This is a genomic window from Aequorivita vitellina (genome assembly GCF_022008365.1).
In the GTDB taxonomy this organism is placed as follows: domain Bacteria; phylum Bacteroidota; class Bacteroidia; order Flavobacteriales; family Flavobacteriaceae; genus Aequorivita; species Aequorivita vitellina.
In genome coordinates, this window is record NZ_JAIRBA010000012.1 from 31,263 (window position 1) to 46,319 (window position 15,057).

Here is a 15,057-nt window from a genome sequence, read left to right on the forward strand (position 1 = left end):
TTTGTTATTTTAGGTCTAGGGAATCGCGTAATCCAAAGTGCTCATTTTTATTTTTTGTCCAATAATCACTTTTAATTCGCTTTAATTTTGTCGCCGTGGTTTTTAGTCGAAGCGTATCGTTTTGGTCGGCGGCATTAACTTCTTCCCATTTTTCAATTTCATACGGAAAAGTACTGTTGAAAAACAACATCAACTGACGCTGCAAAGTTGGATAATTAACGGTGTAAATGGTTATGGAATCGCCTTGCTTTAAACTTGCAAAAGCGTTGTGTTGCTTAATTTCTTTATGCCGAAGTCGTAAATATTCAAAGGAAGGAATAATCATAATATCGCCGGTTGGTAATTCTTCGGGGTTGATGCGGATGAGGTTCCAAATTTCGTTTTCTAAATAGGTTTTTGGCAACGATAGTTTTTGATCGGCTTCATCTTGAAAATAGGAATGACTTTCAATTTCGAAATCATTTCGATTGTTGAGCTGCATATACACTTGCCCACACCATTCCTGCACGCTATTCGTAATTTTTAACGGGTGTTCTTTTATCGAAATAGGGCTGAAAGTACTGGTCATTATTGAATATGGATAAATGCCAGTATTAAAACTTTTCATTTGATTTAGCTTTAAAACTGAAATATTTTCGTCGGAAGCATTGTTGGCTTTTACCTGCGCATCCGGCAGAAAATCTTCGGTAACAAAGATATTTACGGCCGTGCCTTCGCGAATTTCACCGTAACGTTCCTGCATTAAACTATACGAAGTAATTTCGGCAGTTCCGCTGTACCAATAATCTTTAAACTCTTCAGAAACCGTTCTCGGTTCCACGATTTTAGAAGCAGCCTTTTTATTTGAAATCTTTTGCAAACCATTTTTTTCTTCGGAAGAATTACAACTTCCAAGTAGAATTATTACAGCGAAAAGAGTGCAAGTTTTAAAAAATTTCATGGTGAAGCGTTTTATACAAAAATACACAATTTCAACCGGTGGCAATCTCGGTTAACGTTTTGTAAACAAGTCGTGTTGGCAAGCCCATTACATTAAAATAACAACCTTCAATTTTGTCTATTCCAATATAACCAATCCACTCCTGAATGCCGTAGCTTCCGGCTTTATCAAAGGGTTTATATGTTTTTATATAGAAATCAATTTCTTCTTCGGTAAGCGGTTTGACCCACACTTTTGTAAGGTCGTTCACCGTTTTCTGAAAGTTTTTTGAAGTAAAACATACCGAAGTGATAACCTCGTGCATTTGCCCGCTCAACTTTTGAAGCATTTGGTTTGCTTCTTCAAAAGATTTTGGTTTTCCGAGGGCTTTATCGCCCTGCCAAACAATGGTATCGCTTGTAATTAAAATGTCGTTTTCTGCCAAGTTGCTAAAAACCGAAGCTTTAAGTTGCGAGAGACAATCGGTTATTTGTGAGCGTTTTAAATTTTCAGGATACGTTTCTTCAACCTCTTTTACTTGAATGGTGAAATCTAAATTCAATTCCTTAAAAAAATATTGTCTTCGCGGCGAACCGGAAGCGAGGATGATGTTGTAGTTTTTTAGTTTTTCGCGAAGCATTTTGGCTGTTTAAATTTGTGGTTTTTCAATTTGAATAATTTCACAAAGATGCAAAATCTGAAAGTTGCAGCTGTAGTATTTTCGGTTTCGCTCAAGTTATATGTTCAAAAATAATTGTTTCGTTTTTATATTCAACGCGCGTTACTTTTTCATTGGCCTCAATAGTTGCGAGAAATTCTGCTGAAAATGCTTTGTCGTTCGTAGGAAACCAATCTTTACGCGTTTTATCAATTAAAATAAAAAGCCCGTGTTCTGAGCCTATTGCGCTAAAAACTTCCAATCCACCTCCAAATTTTTCGAGCCCGAGCGTCGAAGTTAAAAAACTGTATTTCTCTTTAAAATTGGTTGTTGCCAGCCCTATTTCTGAAATTTCCAAAATGTCTTCCGAGCTAAAAGGTTTTTGCGAATTGTTGTTCAAATTCTTTCTTGCAATGAATTCTAAAATGTTTTTATCCGCGTCGTAAAAATAGATCGATTCGGCGTTCCAAGCGGGAAAATCCACGATTTCAGCTTTTCCATCTTTTTGAATTTCCACTCGTTTTTTAAGCCAATTTAAGGCATCATTTACTTTATTTGAAGGAATGTTGAAAGCAAAATGGTACGGCTGCGATATTTCTTTATTTAAAAAATTGAGAATAGAGTTTCCTGCTTTGAAAGAAATTTCATTTTCGTCGTCGCGGAAAATTTTCAAACCCAGCACCTCGCCGTAAAATTTCTTTTGTAGCGCTATTTGAGAGGTGTGAAGAGTGAGTTCCTTAATTTTCATTACAAACAGTTTAATTGATGACTAGCTGTGGGATTTTGCATATAACGGCTAGCTGTTTCCTATTTATTTCAGAATTACAAATTGAAACAATGGGATGGAACATATTCCTAAAAACATACTAATTTTTAAGAGAATTGAAAGGAATGTGTATTGTTTTGGTGTTTCGGCATCCCAGGCTTTTATGCAAAAATAGAGTAGCGGACCCACGATGGCAAATAGAAAATACAATAAAAGTATTTGCGTGTTGTACAAATTTTCATACATATAGAACACAATGCCGAAAACCAAAAGAACTCCTAAAATAAAAACTATTGTAATTGTTCGTTTTCTGCCTATGGCAATGGCTAAGGTGTTTTTCCCGCCTTTTTTGTCGCCGTTAATATCTTGAAGATCTTTTACTATTTCACGAATTAAATTAATGAAAAACGCGAACAGCGCATAATGCAAAACAATTGTAAAAACTGTGGATTGTATAGTTTGGTTGTGTTGTGTAATCGCGGGAAGTAAATCGAAAATTGGCACTATTATTAGGCTCATCGCCACCAAAATTGAAATTGTAATATTCCCTAAAAGCAATATTCCTTTTAAGTAAGTAGCGTACAAATAGAGCAGCGCGGAAATGGCGACGAATAGCGCTGCAAAACTGGGTTGCTGTATCCTATTTGAAAGATAAAAACCTATTGCAACTCCCGTTATATTTAAGATGATAAAAAGTTGATTGGCGTTTCTTTCGGAAATTTTTTTGCCAATTAATACTTTATTGGGTTTGTTAATTTTATCAATTTCTACATCGTAAATATCGTTGATAATGTTGCCGGCGGCGGCTATGCAAAGAGTTGCAAACACAAGCAGTGTAAAGTTGAAAGCGTCTAAAACTGTTGCGGCACCAAAAGGTTTGAAAAGCCCGTGTTTTATAAAACCCTGTACCAAAGCTATAAATAGCAGATTTTGGTAACGAATGAGGTTTAGGTATTTCAAAACTTAAAATTCAATATTAATCTTGGAGTGCGGTTTCGATTTCAGTTTCGGTTTCAATTTTAGTCATATTTTGCACTTACGCCATTTGTAACCATCCACTTTCCCTGAACTTTCAGGACTTGCTCAATCACATCGCGAACGCAGCCCTTGCCGCCTTTTTTATGTGAAACGTATTTAGAGATTGTTTTAATTTCGGGTACGGCATCCTGCGGACAAGTAGGAAGGCCAACCTCTTGCATAATTTCAAAATCGGGCAAATCGTCGCCCATATACAGGGTGTTTTCACGTTTTATATTATTGGAATTTAAGTATTCCTCCAGAACTTTAGTTTTATGATGCGCTCCCAAAAAAATATCTTTTATTCCCAAATTTTGAAGTCGAACTCGTACGCCTTCATTCGTACCGCCAGAAATAACGCAAACGTGGTACCCCTGCTCAACTGCGGTTTTAAGTCCGTAACCGTCTTTGATATTCATAGTACGGAACATCTCGCCTTGGGTGTTTACTTGTATGGTGCCGTCGGTTAAAACGCCATCAATATCAAAAATGAAAGTTGTAATGTGTTTTAAATATTCTTTATAGCTCATTTTCGCATTGTTTTTTATGAATTTACTGATTGGTTAATACCAACAAGGCAATTGCTTGGTGTTTCGCAATAAAACCTTGCAGTATGCTCGTGAGTTCGTAGCGTGTTTTCATTCTTTTTTTAAAGCTTTTGTAAATAATTCGTAAAACGCTTTAAAGTCACTATTTTCCAGTAAATGTAAATGTTTTTCAATTGTTTTATTATCGTTTCTTTTTGCGGGGCCGGTTTGTGCTTCTTCCGGTGAAAGAGTTTCTATTTTTGAAGCGGTTTCGGCAATAAGCGGCTTCAACAGCTCAAAAGGCAAGTTATTTTCTTCTAAAATCTCGTTTCCAACTTTGTATAAATAGTTCACGAAATTATTCACAAAAACCGCGGCTAAATGTAGCTTCGCTCTTTGTTCCGAAGAAATTTCAACCACATTTTCCGAAATAGCTGCTCCCAAACTTTGCAATAGCTCCAAATCTTTTGGGTTTTCGGCTTCAATACAAATAGGAATGTTTACGAAATTTACAGGGCGTTGTTTTGAAAATGTTTGTAACGGATAAAATATTCCGCGCGTGTTTTTTGAGGAAAGTACGTTCATTGCTGCGCCACCGGAAGTGTGCACAACTAATTTATTTTGAAATGGTAAGCTTTCCGAAAAACTAGCAATAGCATCGTCAGGAATTCCGATTATATAAATATCGGCATTGACGATTTTTGAAATATCATCGGTAAAGGGAATATTCTCAAAAGGAGAAATCATTTTAATATAGTTTCGATTAAAGACCTGTGTAACAGAAACTTTATCACTTTTATATAAAGCGTTAAGTAAATGATGGTTTACGTTGCCAAATCCTAATAGAACCACTTTTATCATAATACGAAGTTAACTTTTTTTAGTAGAATGGTGGGGGAAAAAGGAGGAAAGAAGATGGAAAAAAGAGTAAAGATGAAAGAAGAAAGAAAAAAGATGATTTTATCAATCTCGACTTTTTACTTTGGGCTGTTCTCAATAATTCTTTGTGGTTTTTCAACGGAAAACCTTGTGTTTTATCAATTTTAGTTCGCCGTCTTGTTCCAGTTGCTTAATTGCGCGAATTACGGTTTCTACCCGCAGACCGGTTAAATCTGCAATTTGCTGTCGTGTTAATTCCACTTGAAAAAGTGCTTCGGAACCATATTTCTTTTTTAGTAAATCTATAAGCGCCAAAATGCGATGTTCGGGTGTATGCACCGAAATTTCCTTTAGAATAGTGGCTTTATAAAAAAGTCGTTTCGCCATGGCTTTGGTAAATTTTAAATTTACTTCAGGATTGTGGGTTAGGAGTTCAAATAAATTTGTTTTGCTTAATTTGTAAAGCTCCGTGGGTTTTACTGCAGCTGCCGAAGCTGGATATTTAAAATCGCCAAACAAAGGCGGTTCGCCAAAACTTTCGCCTTTGTAAAAAATACCTTGTACAAATTCTTTTCCTTGATCGTTCAAATTATACATTTTTACTTCACCAGTTTTAATCTGAAAATAGAAATGGGCACGTTTTTTTTCGTGAAGTATTACTTCAGCAGCATCTATATTTTCAAGGGTTGCATTGTAGTCTAAGAGTAAATTTTCTGGGATCATAGGTTTATGATTAGCCTCATAAAATAGGGGTTCATTGGTGTTGTAAATTTACATTTTAAAAAATCAAAACCCTATTCATATTATGAAAACCCTTTCTTTAAAACATTGGCAACAACAATTTGAACACGATTATTACATGTATGTACCTTTGAGCATAATTTTAAATAGCTGCATTGGTTCTATTGCTGCTATGGCCATTTTGGCACAAGGAACTAGTTTAATATCAGGTATTGAGCTTACATTGTGTGTAGCATTGTGCATGGGTTATAACGCAGCTTTGCTAGCGGGTTCAAATAGAAAATTTGCTTTCTGGTTACTTATTGTTAGTTTAGTGGTAAATTTATTGTTGATATTAATAACCTTATTATAAAAATGAGCAAAAAGAAAATAGAGTCCCGAGAAGATGTGTCTTTACTAGTAAATACGTTCTATTCAAAAGTTAGGAAAGACGCGCTTCTCGGGCCTATTTTCAACCGAATTATCACCGATTGGGATACGCATTTAGAGCTCCTAACCGATTTTTGGGAAACCAATTTACTGTACGCAAGAAAGTATTATGGAAATCCGTTACACGCCCATGTTGTAGTTGATCATAAAATGAACCATACCATTAATGAACTTCATTTTGGTGTTTGGATTAATCTTTGGTTAGAAACTATTAACGAGCTTTTTGAAGGCGAAACTGCACAGATTGCGATAAATCGTGCCAGAAATATGGGAACTTTTATTCATTTGAATATTTTTAACGCTAGAAATAGAGAAGCAAAGAAAGAAGAATAATAGTTAACACATTTCAGTAGTCCAAATGGGTCTAATTCCTTATTTTTGCGCCAAAATTTCCTGTAATGCAAAAAAAGATTGCCTCCGTTCTTTTCTCTACTAGACTCACCGCTGTTTTATTTATTGTTTATGCCGCCGCAATGGCCGCTGGAACATTTATGGATGCAGATTCACAGAGTCCGCCAACACCCTATACACGAGAACTTATTTATAACGCTTGGTGGTTTGAGGCCATTATGGCGCTTTTTGTAATAAATTTTGTGGGAAACATTTTTAGATACAATCTTCACAAACGCAAAATGTGGGCTTCATTAATGCTGCATCTTGCATTTATTTTAGTGATTTTTGGCGCATTCGTTACTAGATATATTGGTTTTGAAGGTGTAATGCACATACGCGAAGGCCAAACAGAAAATACAATTCTTTCAGAGCAAACTTACCTCGACGTTTTTATTGACGGAGATTATATGATTGATGGCGTTGCACAACGAAGAAAAGTTAAACCCAAAAAACTTCGACTTTCAGAAAAGTTAAACAACGATTTTACAATTAAAACCGACTATAATGGCGAACCGGTAACTATTAAATTTAAAGATTTTATTAGTGGGGCGACCGAAGGATTAACACCAAATGAAAACGGAGAAGAGTACTTAAAAATTGTTGAAGCAGGTGAAGGTGAACGCCACGATCATTGGGTAAAAGTTGGAGAGGTTTCAAACATTCACAATATTCTTTTTGCAATCAATAAACCAACAGACGGAGCAATTAACATTACGTATTCCGAAGATGGAAATTACACGATTTCAAGTCCTTTTGAAGGTAATTATATGCGTATGGCAGACCAAATGGAAGGCGAAGTTCTTTCAGATAGTGTGCAGCCTTTCAATTTACGCTCACTTTATAGACTTGCCGGGATTTCATTTGTTGCGCCAGAACCTATTACCAAAGGAGAATTTGGAGTTGTAAAAGCCGCAGCAGATCAGCCGAGTCACCAAGACGCACTTATTGTTGAAGTATCTGCTGGCGGGGAAACAAAAACAGTTTCTATGCTCGGCGGAAAAGGTACTGCCCCAAATCCTGTGGAAACAGAAATTGCAGGCTTAAAAGTATATACAAGCTATGGTTCTGAAAGCATAGCATTGCCTTTCAGTATTACCTTGAACGATTTTATCGCCGATAAATACCCAGGTACCGAAAAAGGTTATTCTTCATTTAAAAGTAAAGTGACCGTTATTAACGAAGATAAAACTCATTTTGATGCCGAAATTTTTATGAATAATGTGTTGGACCATCAAGGGTATCGCTTTTTTCAGTCTGGTTTTGACCCCGATGAGGGCGGAACAATCCTCTCTGTAAACCACGATTGGTGGGGCACTTGGATAACCTACATCGGTTATTTTTTACTGTATCTTGGTTTGATGGCTATTCTTTTTAGTAAGCACAGTCGCTTTGGAAAATTGGAGGAGATTTTAAATAGAATAAAGCGAAAAAAGAAAAATATGATTACCATTCTGGTTTTACTTTTATCGTTTACAGGATTTGCACAGCAACACGAGCCTTCAGCGCACACGGTAGTTCCGAAGCATCAAATTGATTCTTTAATTAAGGCCAATGCAGTTAGTAAAGAGCACGCCGCCAAGTTTGGGCATTTAATTATTCAAGATAACGGGCGAATGAAGCCTGTAAACACCTTTGCCAGCGAGCTTTTGCGAAAAATAAGCAGACACGAAACCTACCAGGGTTTGGATGCAAACCAAGTTTTTATTTCAATGACGGAGTTTCCACGACTTTGGGTTGAAGTACCGTTAATTGCGCTTAAACGGGGCAACGACAGTATTCGTCACGTTGCGGGTGTTCCCGAAGGTCAGAAAGATATTGCTTTGCTCGATCTTTTTGACGAAAAAGGAAATTACAAATTGGAGCCTTATTTGTCTGCTGCAACACGCACCAATACGCCAAATCAATTTCAAAAAGATTTTATTCGCGCGCACGAAAACTTTTCACTGTTGAATGCAGCCTTAAGTGGAAGTATTCTGAAAATATTCCCCATACCTAACGACCCAGGGAACAAGTGGGTTTCGTACCCCGAATTGGGAGAAGCCAATTTAAAAGGAATGGATTCGCTATATGCGAGGAATATTCTTCCGTTGTATTTTGACAGTTTGAAAAAAGCCAGAGAGACAGGCGATTACAATCAGGCAAACGATTTGTTGGAAAGCGTTACCAATTTTCAGAAAAAATACGGAGCCGAAGTAATGCCTTCGGAAAATAAACTTCGCGCAGAAACTCTTTACAACCAAGCAGACATTTTTAATAGGCTTTATAAATATTTTGCAGTATTTGGAATTTTGATGATGCTCTTCATCGTGATGCAGCTATTTAAAGATCGAAAAATACTTCGCACCTTAATTAGTGGTTCCAAGATTATAATGTGGGTTTTCTTCGCATTAATGACACTTGGGTTGGCACTGCGCTGGTATGTAAGTGGTCACGCCCCGTGGAGTGATGCTTATGAATCTGTTATCTACGTGGCTTGGGCAACCATTTTCTTTGGACTGGCATTTGGACGCCGAAGCGATTTAACCGTTGCTGCCACTGCATTTGCTGGAGCTATTATTCTTTGGGTTGCACACGAAAACTGGTTAGATCCGTCTATTGCAACCTTACAACCTGTATTAGATAGTTATTGGTTGATGATACACGTGGCGGTAATTGTAATGAGTTACGGCCCTTTCACTTTGGGAATGATTTTGGCTGCAGTTTCACTGTTTCTTATGATTTTTACCACAAAGCGCAACTATAAAAATATGGAGATCAACATCAGCGAGCTTACTGTTGTAACCGAAATGGCGCTGACGGTAGGTTTGGTTTTACTCACCATCGGTAACTTTTTAGGCGGGCAATGGGCCAATGAAAGCTGGGGACGTTATTGGGGTTGGGATCCAAAAGAAACCTGGGCACTTATTAGTATTATGATTTACGCTTTTGTAATCCATGCCAGATTGGTACCAGGACTTCGCGGACGTTGGACATTCAACGTTTTAGCGATGTTTGCTTACGCTTCTATTATGATGACCTACTTTGGGGTGAATTTCTACCTAAGTGGCTTACATAGTTACGCTAGTGGTGATGCGCCCGCTACACCAACCTTTGTATGGTGGATTACGCTGTTTGGAGTGATTTTAAGTGTGGTGTCTTATTTTAGATATAAGAAGTTTTATGGGAAGAAAAAGAAACCCAAAACTTTAAAAAAGTAAATTAAAAAACTGCGAAGTCGAGAATTCTTTACTCATTCTCGACTTCGCAGTTTTATACAACTATATAATTTTGAATTACTTTTAAACCATATCTTCTGGTTTAACCCATTCTTCAAATTCTTCAGCAGTTAGATAACCTAGGTTTACTCCTTCTTCTTTTAAAGTAGTTCCGTTTTTGTGGGCTGTGTTCGCAATTTCAGCAGCTTTGTAGTAACCAATTTTTGGGTTTAACGCAGTTACTAGCATTAAACTGTTGTTTAATTGTCTTTTTATTACTTCAAGATTTGGTTCAATACCTTGGGCGCAGTGAACATCAAATGAAACACACGCATCGCCAATCAATTGTGCAGATTGAAGAAAGTTTGCCGCCATTACTGGTTTAAAAACATTTAGCTCAAATTGCCCCTGCATTCCGCCAACTGCTATTGCCATATCGTTTCCTATAACTTGTGCGCAAACCATTGTAAGTGCTTCGCATTGCGTTGGGTTTACTTTTCCGGGCATGATAGATGAGCCGGGTTCGTTGGCAGGAATGGTTATTTCGCCAATACCACTTCTGGGGCCGCTGGCAAGCATTCGCACATCATTCGCAATTTTATTTAACGAAACGGCAAGTTGTTTTAAAGCACCGTGACTTTCAACAAAAGCGTCGTGCGCAGCAAGTGCTTCAAATTTATTTTTAGCAGTTACGAAAGGTAGATCGGTAAATTTCGCAATGTAATCAGCAACTTTTACATCGTAGCCTTTTGGGGTGTTTAAGCCAGTTCCAACCGCAGTACCGCCCAAAGCAAGTTCTGCCAAATGTGGAAGTGTGTTTTTTAATGCTTTAATACCGTGCTCAAGTTGTGCGGCGTAGCCACTAAATTCTTGCCCAAGGGTTAGGGGAGTGGCATCCATAAAATGGGTTCGACCTATTTTTACCACATCTTTAAAATCGGCAGCTTTTTTAGCGAATGTTTTTTGAAGTTGTTCAACACCGGGAAGGGTGTTTTCAATCAATTTTTTATAGGCTGCAATATGCATTCCCGTTGGGAACGTGTCGTTAGACGACTGCGATTTGTTAACATCGTCATTGGGTTGAAGGGTTTTTTCGCCTTCGCCAATGGTTTTTCCAGCTAGTTGGTGCGCGCGATTTGCAACCACTTCATTCACGTTCATATTGCTTTGGGTGCCGCTTCCGGTTTGCCATATTACCAATGGAAATTGATCGTCGTGTTTGCCTTCTAAAATTTCGTCGCAAACCTTTGCAATCAGGTCTCTTTTTTCTTCCGAAAGTACGCCAAGCTCGCAGTTTGTGTAGGCGGCAGCTTTCTTAAGATACGCAAAACCGTAAATGATTTCTAACGGCATTGATGCTTTTGGACCAATTTTAAAATTTTCGAAAGAGCGTTCTGTTTGTGCACCCCATAGTTTATCGGCAGGTACTTTTACCTCGCCCATAGTGTCTTTTTCTATTCTATATTGCATTGTGAAAGTATTAATTATGAATTAGTAACGTTCCTTCACCGTAGCTTGGGAACCTTTTAAAAAATCTTGAGCTGTAGCTTTTAAATTTGCATACAAAGGTAACGAAAAGCCAAAAGTTGTTCAACCCGCGTAGGTGTTTATTTGTTGTGAATAAATCGAAAAGTTTTCTTGTTGTTTTTCAAAAAATCCTATTATCTTTGAGGCATCAATTAAAAACGCTGCAACATGTTTACATTCGAACAATATTTAGGTTTTCTTGTTTTCCTTACCATCCTTACAATGGGGTTTTGGTTAATGATATTTTTAGTGAGCATTCTACCATACTGGATTGGAGGATCTCTTTACGAAAACTGGAAATTGAAGCGCGAAGAAAAACGCAAAAATGAAGTGAAGGAATAACTTCAGAATAAAATGATATATAAAAAAAGGGAACCAATTTGGGTTCCCTTTTTTGTTTGCAATTAATCACTAGTGTTAACCTTCAAATCCACCTTCATCAAAATTACCGCCTCTGTCTGGACGTTGGCGTTGTTTTTTCTGGTTGAATCTATACGTAAAAGTTAAGGTTACTTGGCGGCGTCTCCATTGAAACTCGCTTTCGCTAGTAAAAGTGTTTGTTGTGGTTAGGCTATTTCTTTTTCGCGTGTTTAGCAAATCGCTTACGTTTAATGCCAAGGTGCCATTGTCGTTAATTATATCTTTGCTCATCGCCATATTTAATGACAAAATTGGGTCACTTTCAGTCTGTGAGTTGTTTGACGGCCCTCTGTAAAAAGCATTGGTTTGCCATTCAACTTTCCACGGAAGTTTTACTTTGCTGCTAAAACGCCCAAAATAGCTGGTATTTTCTGCACCGTAATCTACGCCGTTGTAAAAGCCTTCGGTTTTAAACTGAAAGTAGTTAAAGCTTCCGTTTAAGTTAAGCCATTTTGTAGGGTTGTAAAGCAAACCTAGCTCAAAACCATAGCGTTGATTTGTTGAAAGGTTAATTGGCAATGTTCGAATAATTGGGATTCCGTTGCTGGTTACTTCGCCAGTTTCTTCCTGCACTCTTTCAAAAGCATCTGTTTCGTGCTGGTAGTAAATTGAAGTGGTTAACGTAAGTTTTTTCCAACGTTTTAAATAACCCAAATCAAAGGCACTTGCGTATGCGGGATCTAAATTGGGGTTACCCTGAAATACGTTTGCTTCACTAGAACGCGAAGGGAAAGGGTTTATATACCAGTGGCGTGGTCTGTTGATTCGTCTGTTGTAACCTAAAGTAATGTTTTCGCTTTCTTTAATTTCATACGTAAGGTTTACCGTTGGAAATAAACCCGTGTAATTTTTATCGAAATTTAAGTTTAAAGGGGTGTTTTCTGAAACATTTTCGGCGTCTACTTTTCCTTTTAGCTGGGTATTTTCAAGACGAAGCCCTAATAGGAAAGAGAAATTTCCAAATTTATTTCCATACTGCGAATAAAAAGCGTGAACGTTTTCATTGTAGGTGAAAATATTTGAAAGACTGTCATTTCTTACAAAATTGCCAGACGTACCGGTTTCTTCCAATAAGGTGTAATCTGTTTCAGATTCTTCAAATTTGCCACGGTAACCCGCTTCAAATTGTGCATTTTCACCAATAGGAAGCACATAGTCTGCCTGTGCTAAATATTCGGTTTGATTGCGCTTTTCAATAATTTCTTCAGCAGAAAGCGCCAAGGTAGTGGGAAAGGTTCTTTGTTCTGTAATCAAGGAACGCTCGTCATCTTTACCGCGGTCGTATTGTAAATCGGCAGTTAATTTATGGCCTTTATCATCAAAGTTGTTTACGTAGTTTAATGAAAACTGATAGTTTGAGTCGTCTTCATCCTCATTCTCAACCCTTAAAATGGTTTCTTCAATTGTATTATCATTGAAGTTTGAAGTATTATTGGTAGTAACATCTTTGCCACCACCTTTCCGGTAGAAACCGCTTGCAGTTAATGAAGATTTATCGGTTAAAAAATATTCAATTCCAAGGTTGGTATTAAAGCCATCTCCTTGCCTGTCATAGTCTCTTCGTTCAATAACTTGATCAAATTGTGGATCTACTGTTACGGTTTCACCATTTTCATCTATAAAGGTACGTGGGAAATAATTATTGTTGAAAAATGCTCTTCCCGGACCGTTGCGATAGTAAACACCCGTAGTGTTGAAAATATTAAATTTATCGGTACGGATATTAATATTTCCCGAAGCGTTGCTGTTTAACGGAACGCCAATACTGGTACTAATAGAACCGTTTAGGCCAAGCGTTTTTTCCTTTTTAAGAATAATATTTAAAATTCCTGCAGTTCCTTCGGCATCGTAGCGAGCCGATGGCGATGTAATTACTTCAACGCGCTCAATGGCTTCAGCGGGAAGTTGGCGAAGCGCATCTGTAGAGCCAAACCCAGCAATTGCAGATGGTTTTCCATTAATTAAAATACGCACGTTTTCATTTCCGCGCAAAGCAATTGCACCGTCAATATCTACTGTTACCGAAGGTACGTTGTTTAACGCGTCACTAACTGTGGCGCCACCTGCGGTTAGGTCCTTCCCAATATTATAGATTTTTTTGTCTAACCGAACTTGCACTTCTGTAGTTTCGGCACGCACTACTACTTCGTCTAAACTTGCAGCATCTATTGCCAATTTAACGGTGGGTAGGGTGGTATTTTTTGTAAGATTTTGGTTCGGAACTTCTTTCGTTTTATATGAAATAAATTCATAACGCACCGTGTAAACTCCTTCTGGCACGTCAATACTATATTTTCCTTCTTCAGTCGTAATTCCACCAGTAACCGTTTTTCCTTCTTTATTGATGAAAGAAACGGTAGAATACTCGAGCGGATAGTCGGTTCCCTCTTCTAGAATGGTGCCTTTTACGGTAACTTGTTTTGTGTGAGTGTTTTGAGCCACAAGTAGTGTCGTGGCAAATAGGAATAGAAGCGATAGTTTGAGTTTCATATAATCTTTAGCAATTTTGACCTGCGAAAATAGCGGTGGTTTAATTGGGAATTGCTAAACTTCTGTTAAATATAGGAAGTCAATTTATAAAATATCCAACACCTTTTGTGGCGGTCTTCCTATAACTGCGTGTGTACCTTTTATTGCAATGGGTCGTTCTATTAATTTTGGGTATTTAATCATTGCGTCTATGAGCTCATCATCGGTTAGCGCTTTGCCTTTGTAGTTTTCTTTCCACGCAGCTTCGTTGGTTCTAATTAGGGCTATGGGTTTAATGCCCAGCAACTCAATAACCTGTTTTAATTCTTGGTGCGATGGTGGGGTTTCAAGATATTTTATAATCTCAATTGTTTCGCCTTCTTCTTCCAAAAGTTGAAGTGCTTGACGCGATTTGCTGCAGCGGGGGTTGTGGTATAATGTGGTCATCGGTTTTAGTTTAAAGTTGAAGAATTGAGAAAAAAGAATAAAAGAACAAAGAAAAAAGAGGCTACTTTTTCGATAATTCTTCGAGTTCTAATTTATAGTCGTACTGTAAGTCTTCGTGAAGTGTTTCCACTTTTTTTGAAATATAATCAATTTGTCGGTTGTATATATTGGTAAGTGTTGTATTTCGGTTTATTGATGGTTTAAAATCTTTTAATTTTTCACAAAAATAAAGCAAAAGTTCAACTTCGGTTTCTTTGTTTTGCGAATAGCGGATGAATTTTTTAATCTCTCGCAAAATTTTTCGAACACTTTTTTTAATGTAAAAATAGGTTTTGGTATTTATGGCTTCAAAATCTTCGTCTATCTTTGCTTTTATACTTTCAATAAAAGCTTCTTCATTTGCAGATTCAAACAATAAATAGGTAAGGAGCTCTTTATTTTCTTTTTTAAATTTTGAAAGCCGAAGGCAAAGTTCCAGCAATTCCTGAGTAGAACGGTGGTTTAATTCGGTTTTAATTTCTTTTAAAGAGGCTGCTTTCATAACACTATTTGCGGTAAAGATACTAGTGTTTTTCAGAAATTAAAACTCTAATTGCTGCTATTAGAAAGTTTGGTAAATAAAAAATTCACTGTTGTAAAAAAAAATAAAACAACAGTGAATTTCCTTACTA

The 15,057-nt window shown here is 37.3% G+C and carries 15 protein-coding genes; 4 read left to right on the forward strand and 11 right to left on the reverse strand.

The features are described from left to right. Positions 1–4 precede the first annotated feature (4 nt). The 7 genes from K8089_RS07845 to K8089_RS07875 form a co-directional block, all read right to left on the reverse strand. Complete coding sequence (locus K8089_RS07845; protein ID WP_237602723.1) at positions 5–940, reverse strand: septum formation inhibitor Maf; 936 nt, start codon at positions 938–940, stop codon at positions 5–7. 31 nt (positions 941–971) lie between these two features. After that, on the reverse strand, positions 972–1,559 hold the full coding sequence (locus K8089_RS07850) for a Maf family nucleotide pyrophosphatase (RefSeq protein WP_237602724.1): 588 nt from the start codon (positions 1,557–1,559) through the stop codon (positions 972–974). Positions 1,560–1,650: 91 nt separating this feature from the next. Continuing rightward, entirely contained in the window at positions 1,651–2,325 is a 675-nt protein-coding gene (locus K8089_RS07855; RefSeq protein WP_237602725.1) for a VOC family protein, read from the reverse strand. 63 nt (positions 2,326–2,388) lie between these two features. Then, complete coding sequence (locus K8089_RS07860; protein WP_237602726.1) at positions 2,389–3,303, reverse strand: geranylgeranylglycerol-phosphate geranylgeranyltransferase; 915 nt, start codon at positions 3,301–3,303, stop codon at positions 2,389–2,391. A gap of 59 nt (positions 3,304–3,362) precedes the next feature. Beyond that, on the reverse strand, positions 3,363–3,890 hold the full coding sequence (locus K8089_RS07865; RefSeq protein WP_237602727.1) for a KdsC family phosphatase: 528 nt from the start codon (positions 3,888–3,890) through the stop codon (positions 3,363–3,365). Between the two features lie 108 nt (positions 3,891–3,998). Then, on the reverse strand, positions 3,999–4,748 hold the full coding sequence (locus tag K8089_RS07870; RefSeq protein WP_237602728.1) for a Rossmann-like and DUF2520 domain-containing protein: 750 nt from the start codon (positions 4,746–4,748) through the stop codon (positions 3,999–4,001). Between the two features lie 153 nt (positions 4,749–4,901). Further along, a complete protein-coding gene (locus tag K8089_RS07875; protein WP_237602729.1) occupies positions 4,902–5,489 on the reverse strand; it encodes a Crp/Fnr family transcriptional regulator in 588 nt (195 codons plus the stop codon). 82 nt (positions 5,490–5,571) lie between these two features. Here K8089_RS07875 and K8089_RS07880 point away from each other — a divergent pair, with 82 nt between their 5' ends. The 3 genes from K8089_RS07880 to ccsA all read left to right on the forward strand — a co-directional run bounded on the left by K8089_RS07880 (position 5,572) and on the right by ccsA (position 9,526). Next, positions 5,572–5,859, forward strand: coding sequence for a hypothetical protein (locus tag K8089_RS07880; protein WP_237602730.1), 288 nt, complete (start codon positions 5,572–5,574; stop codon positions 5,857–5,859). 2 nt (positions 5,860–5,861) lie between these two features. After that, positions 5,862–6,269, forward strand: a complete 408-nt coding sequence (locus K8089_RS07885) for a group III truncated hemoglobin (protein WP_237602731.1) — start codon at positions 5,862–5,864, stop codon at positions 6,267–6,269. A 65-nt stretch (positions 6,270–6,334) separates the two neighbouring features. After that, complete coding sequence (gene ccsA, locus K8089_RS07890; protein ID WP_237602732.1) at positions 6,335–9,526, forward strand: cytochrome c biogenesis protein CcsA; 3,192 nt, start codon at positions 6,335–6,337, stop codon at positions 9,524–9,526. 81 nt (positions 9,527–9,607) lie between these two features. On the opposite strand, the gene fumC is transcribed toward ccsA, so the two are convergent. Then, positions 9,608–10,993: a class II fumarate hydratase gene (gene fumC / locus K8089_RS07895; RefSeq protein WP_237602733.1), complete on the reverse strand. Its 1,386-nt coding sequence runs from the start codon at positions 10,991–10,993 to the stop codon at positions 9,608–9,610. 225 nt (positions 10,994–11,218) lie between these two features. On the opposite strand from fumC, the gene K8089_RS07900 reads away from it, so the two are divergent. Next, positions 11,219–11,392, forward strand: a complete 174-nt coding sequence (locus K8089_RS07900; protein ID WP_237602734.1) for a hypothetical protein — start codon at positions 11,219–11,221, stop codon at positions 11,390–11,392. A 75-nt stretch (positions 11,393–11,467) separates the two neighbouring features. On the opposite strand, the gene K8089_RS07905 is transcribed toward K8089_RS07900, so the two are convergent. The 3 genes from K8089_RS07905 to K8089_RS07915 form a co-directional block, all read right to left on the reverse strand. After that, on the reverse strand, positions 11,468–13,960 hold the full coding sequence (locus K8089_RS07905; protein WP_237602735.1) for a TonB-dependent receptor domain-containing protein: 2,493 nt from the start codon (positions 13,958–13,960) through the stop codon (positions 11,468–11,470). An 84-nt stretch (positions 13,961–14,044) separates the two neighbouring features. After that, the gene (arsC, locus tag K8089_RS07910; protein ID WP_237602736.1) at positions 14,045–14,386 is read right to left on the reverse strand and encodes an arsenate reductase (glutaredoxin); all 342 of its coding nucleotides are present in this window, start codon (positions 14,384–14,386) and stop codon (positions 14,045–14,047) included. Between the two features lie 61 nt (positions 14,387–14,447). Then, complete coding sequence (locus K8089_RS07915) at positions 14,448–14,927, reverse strand: hypothetical protein (RefSeq protein WP_237602737.1); 480 nt, start codon at positions 14,925–14,927, stop codon at positions 14,448–14,450. Between the last annotated feature and the right edge of the window lie 130 nt (positions 14,928–15,057).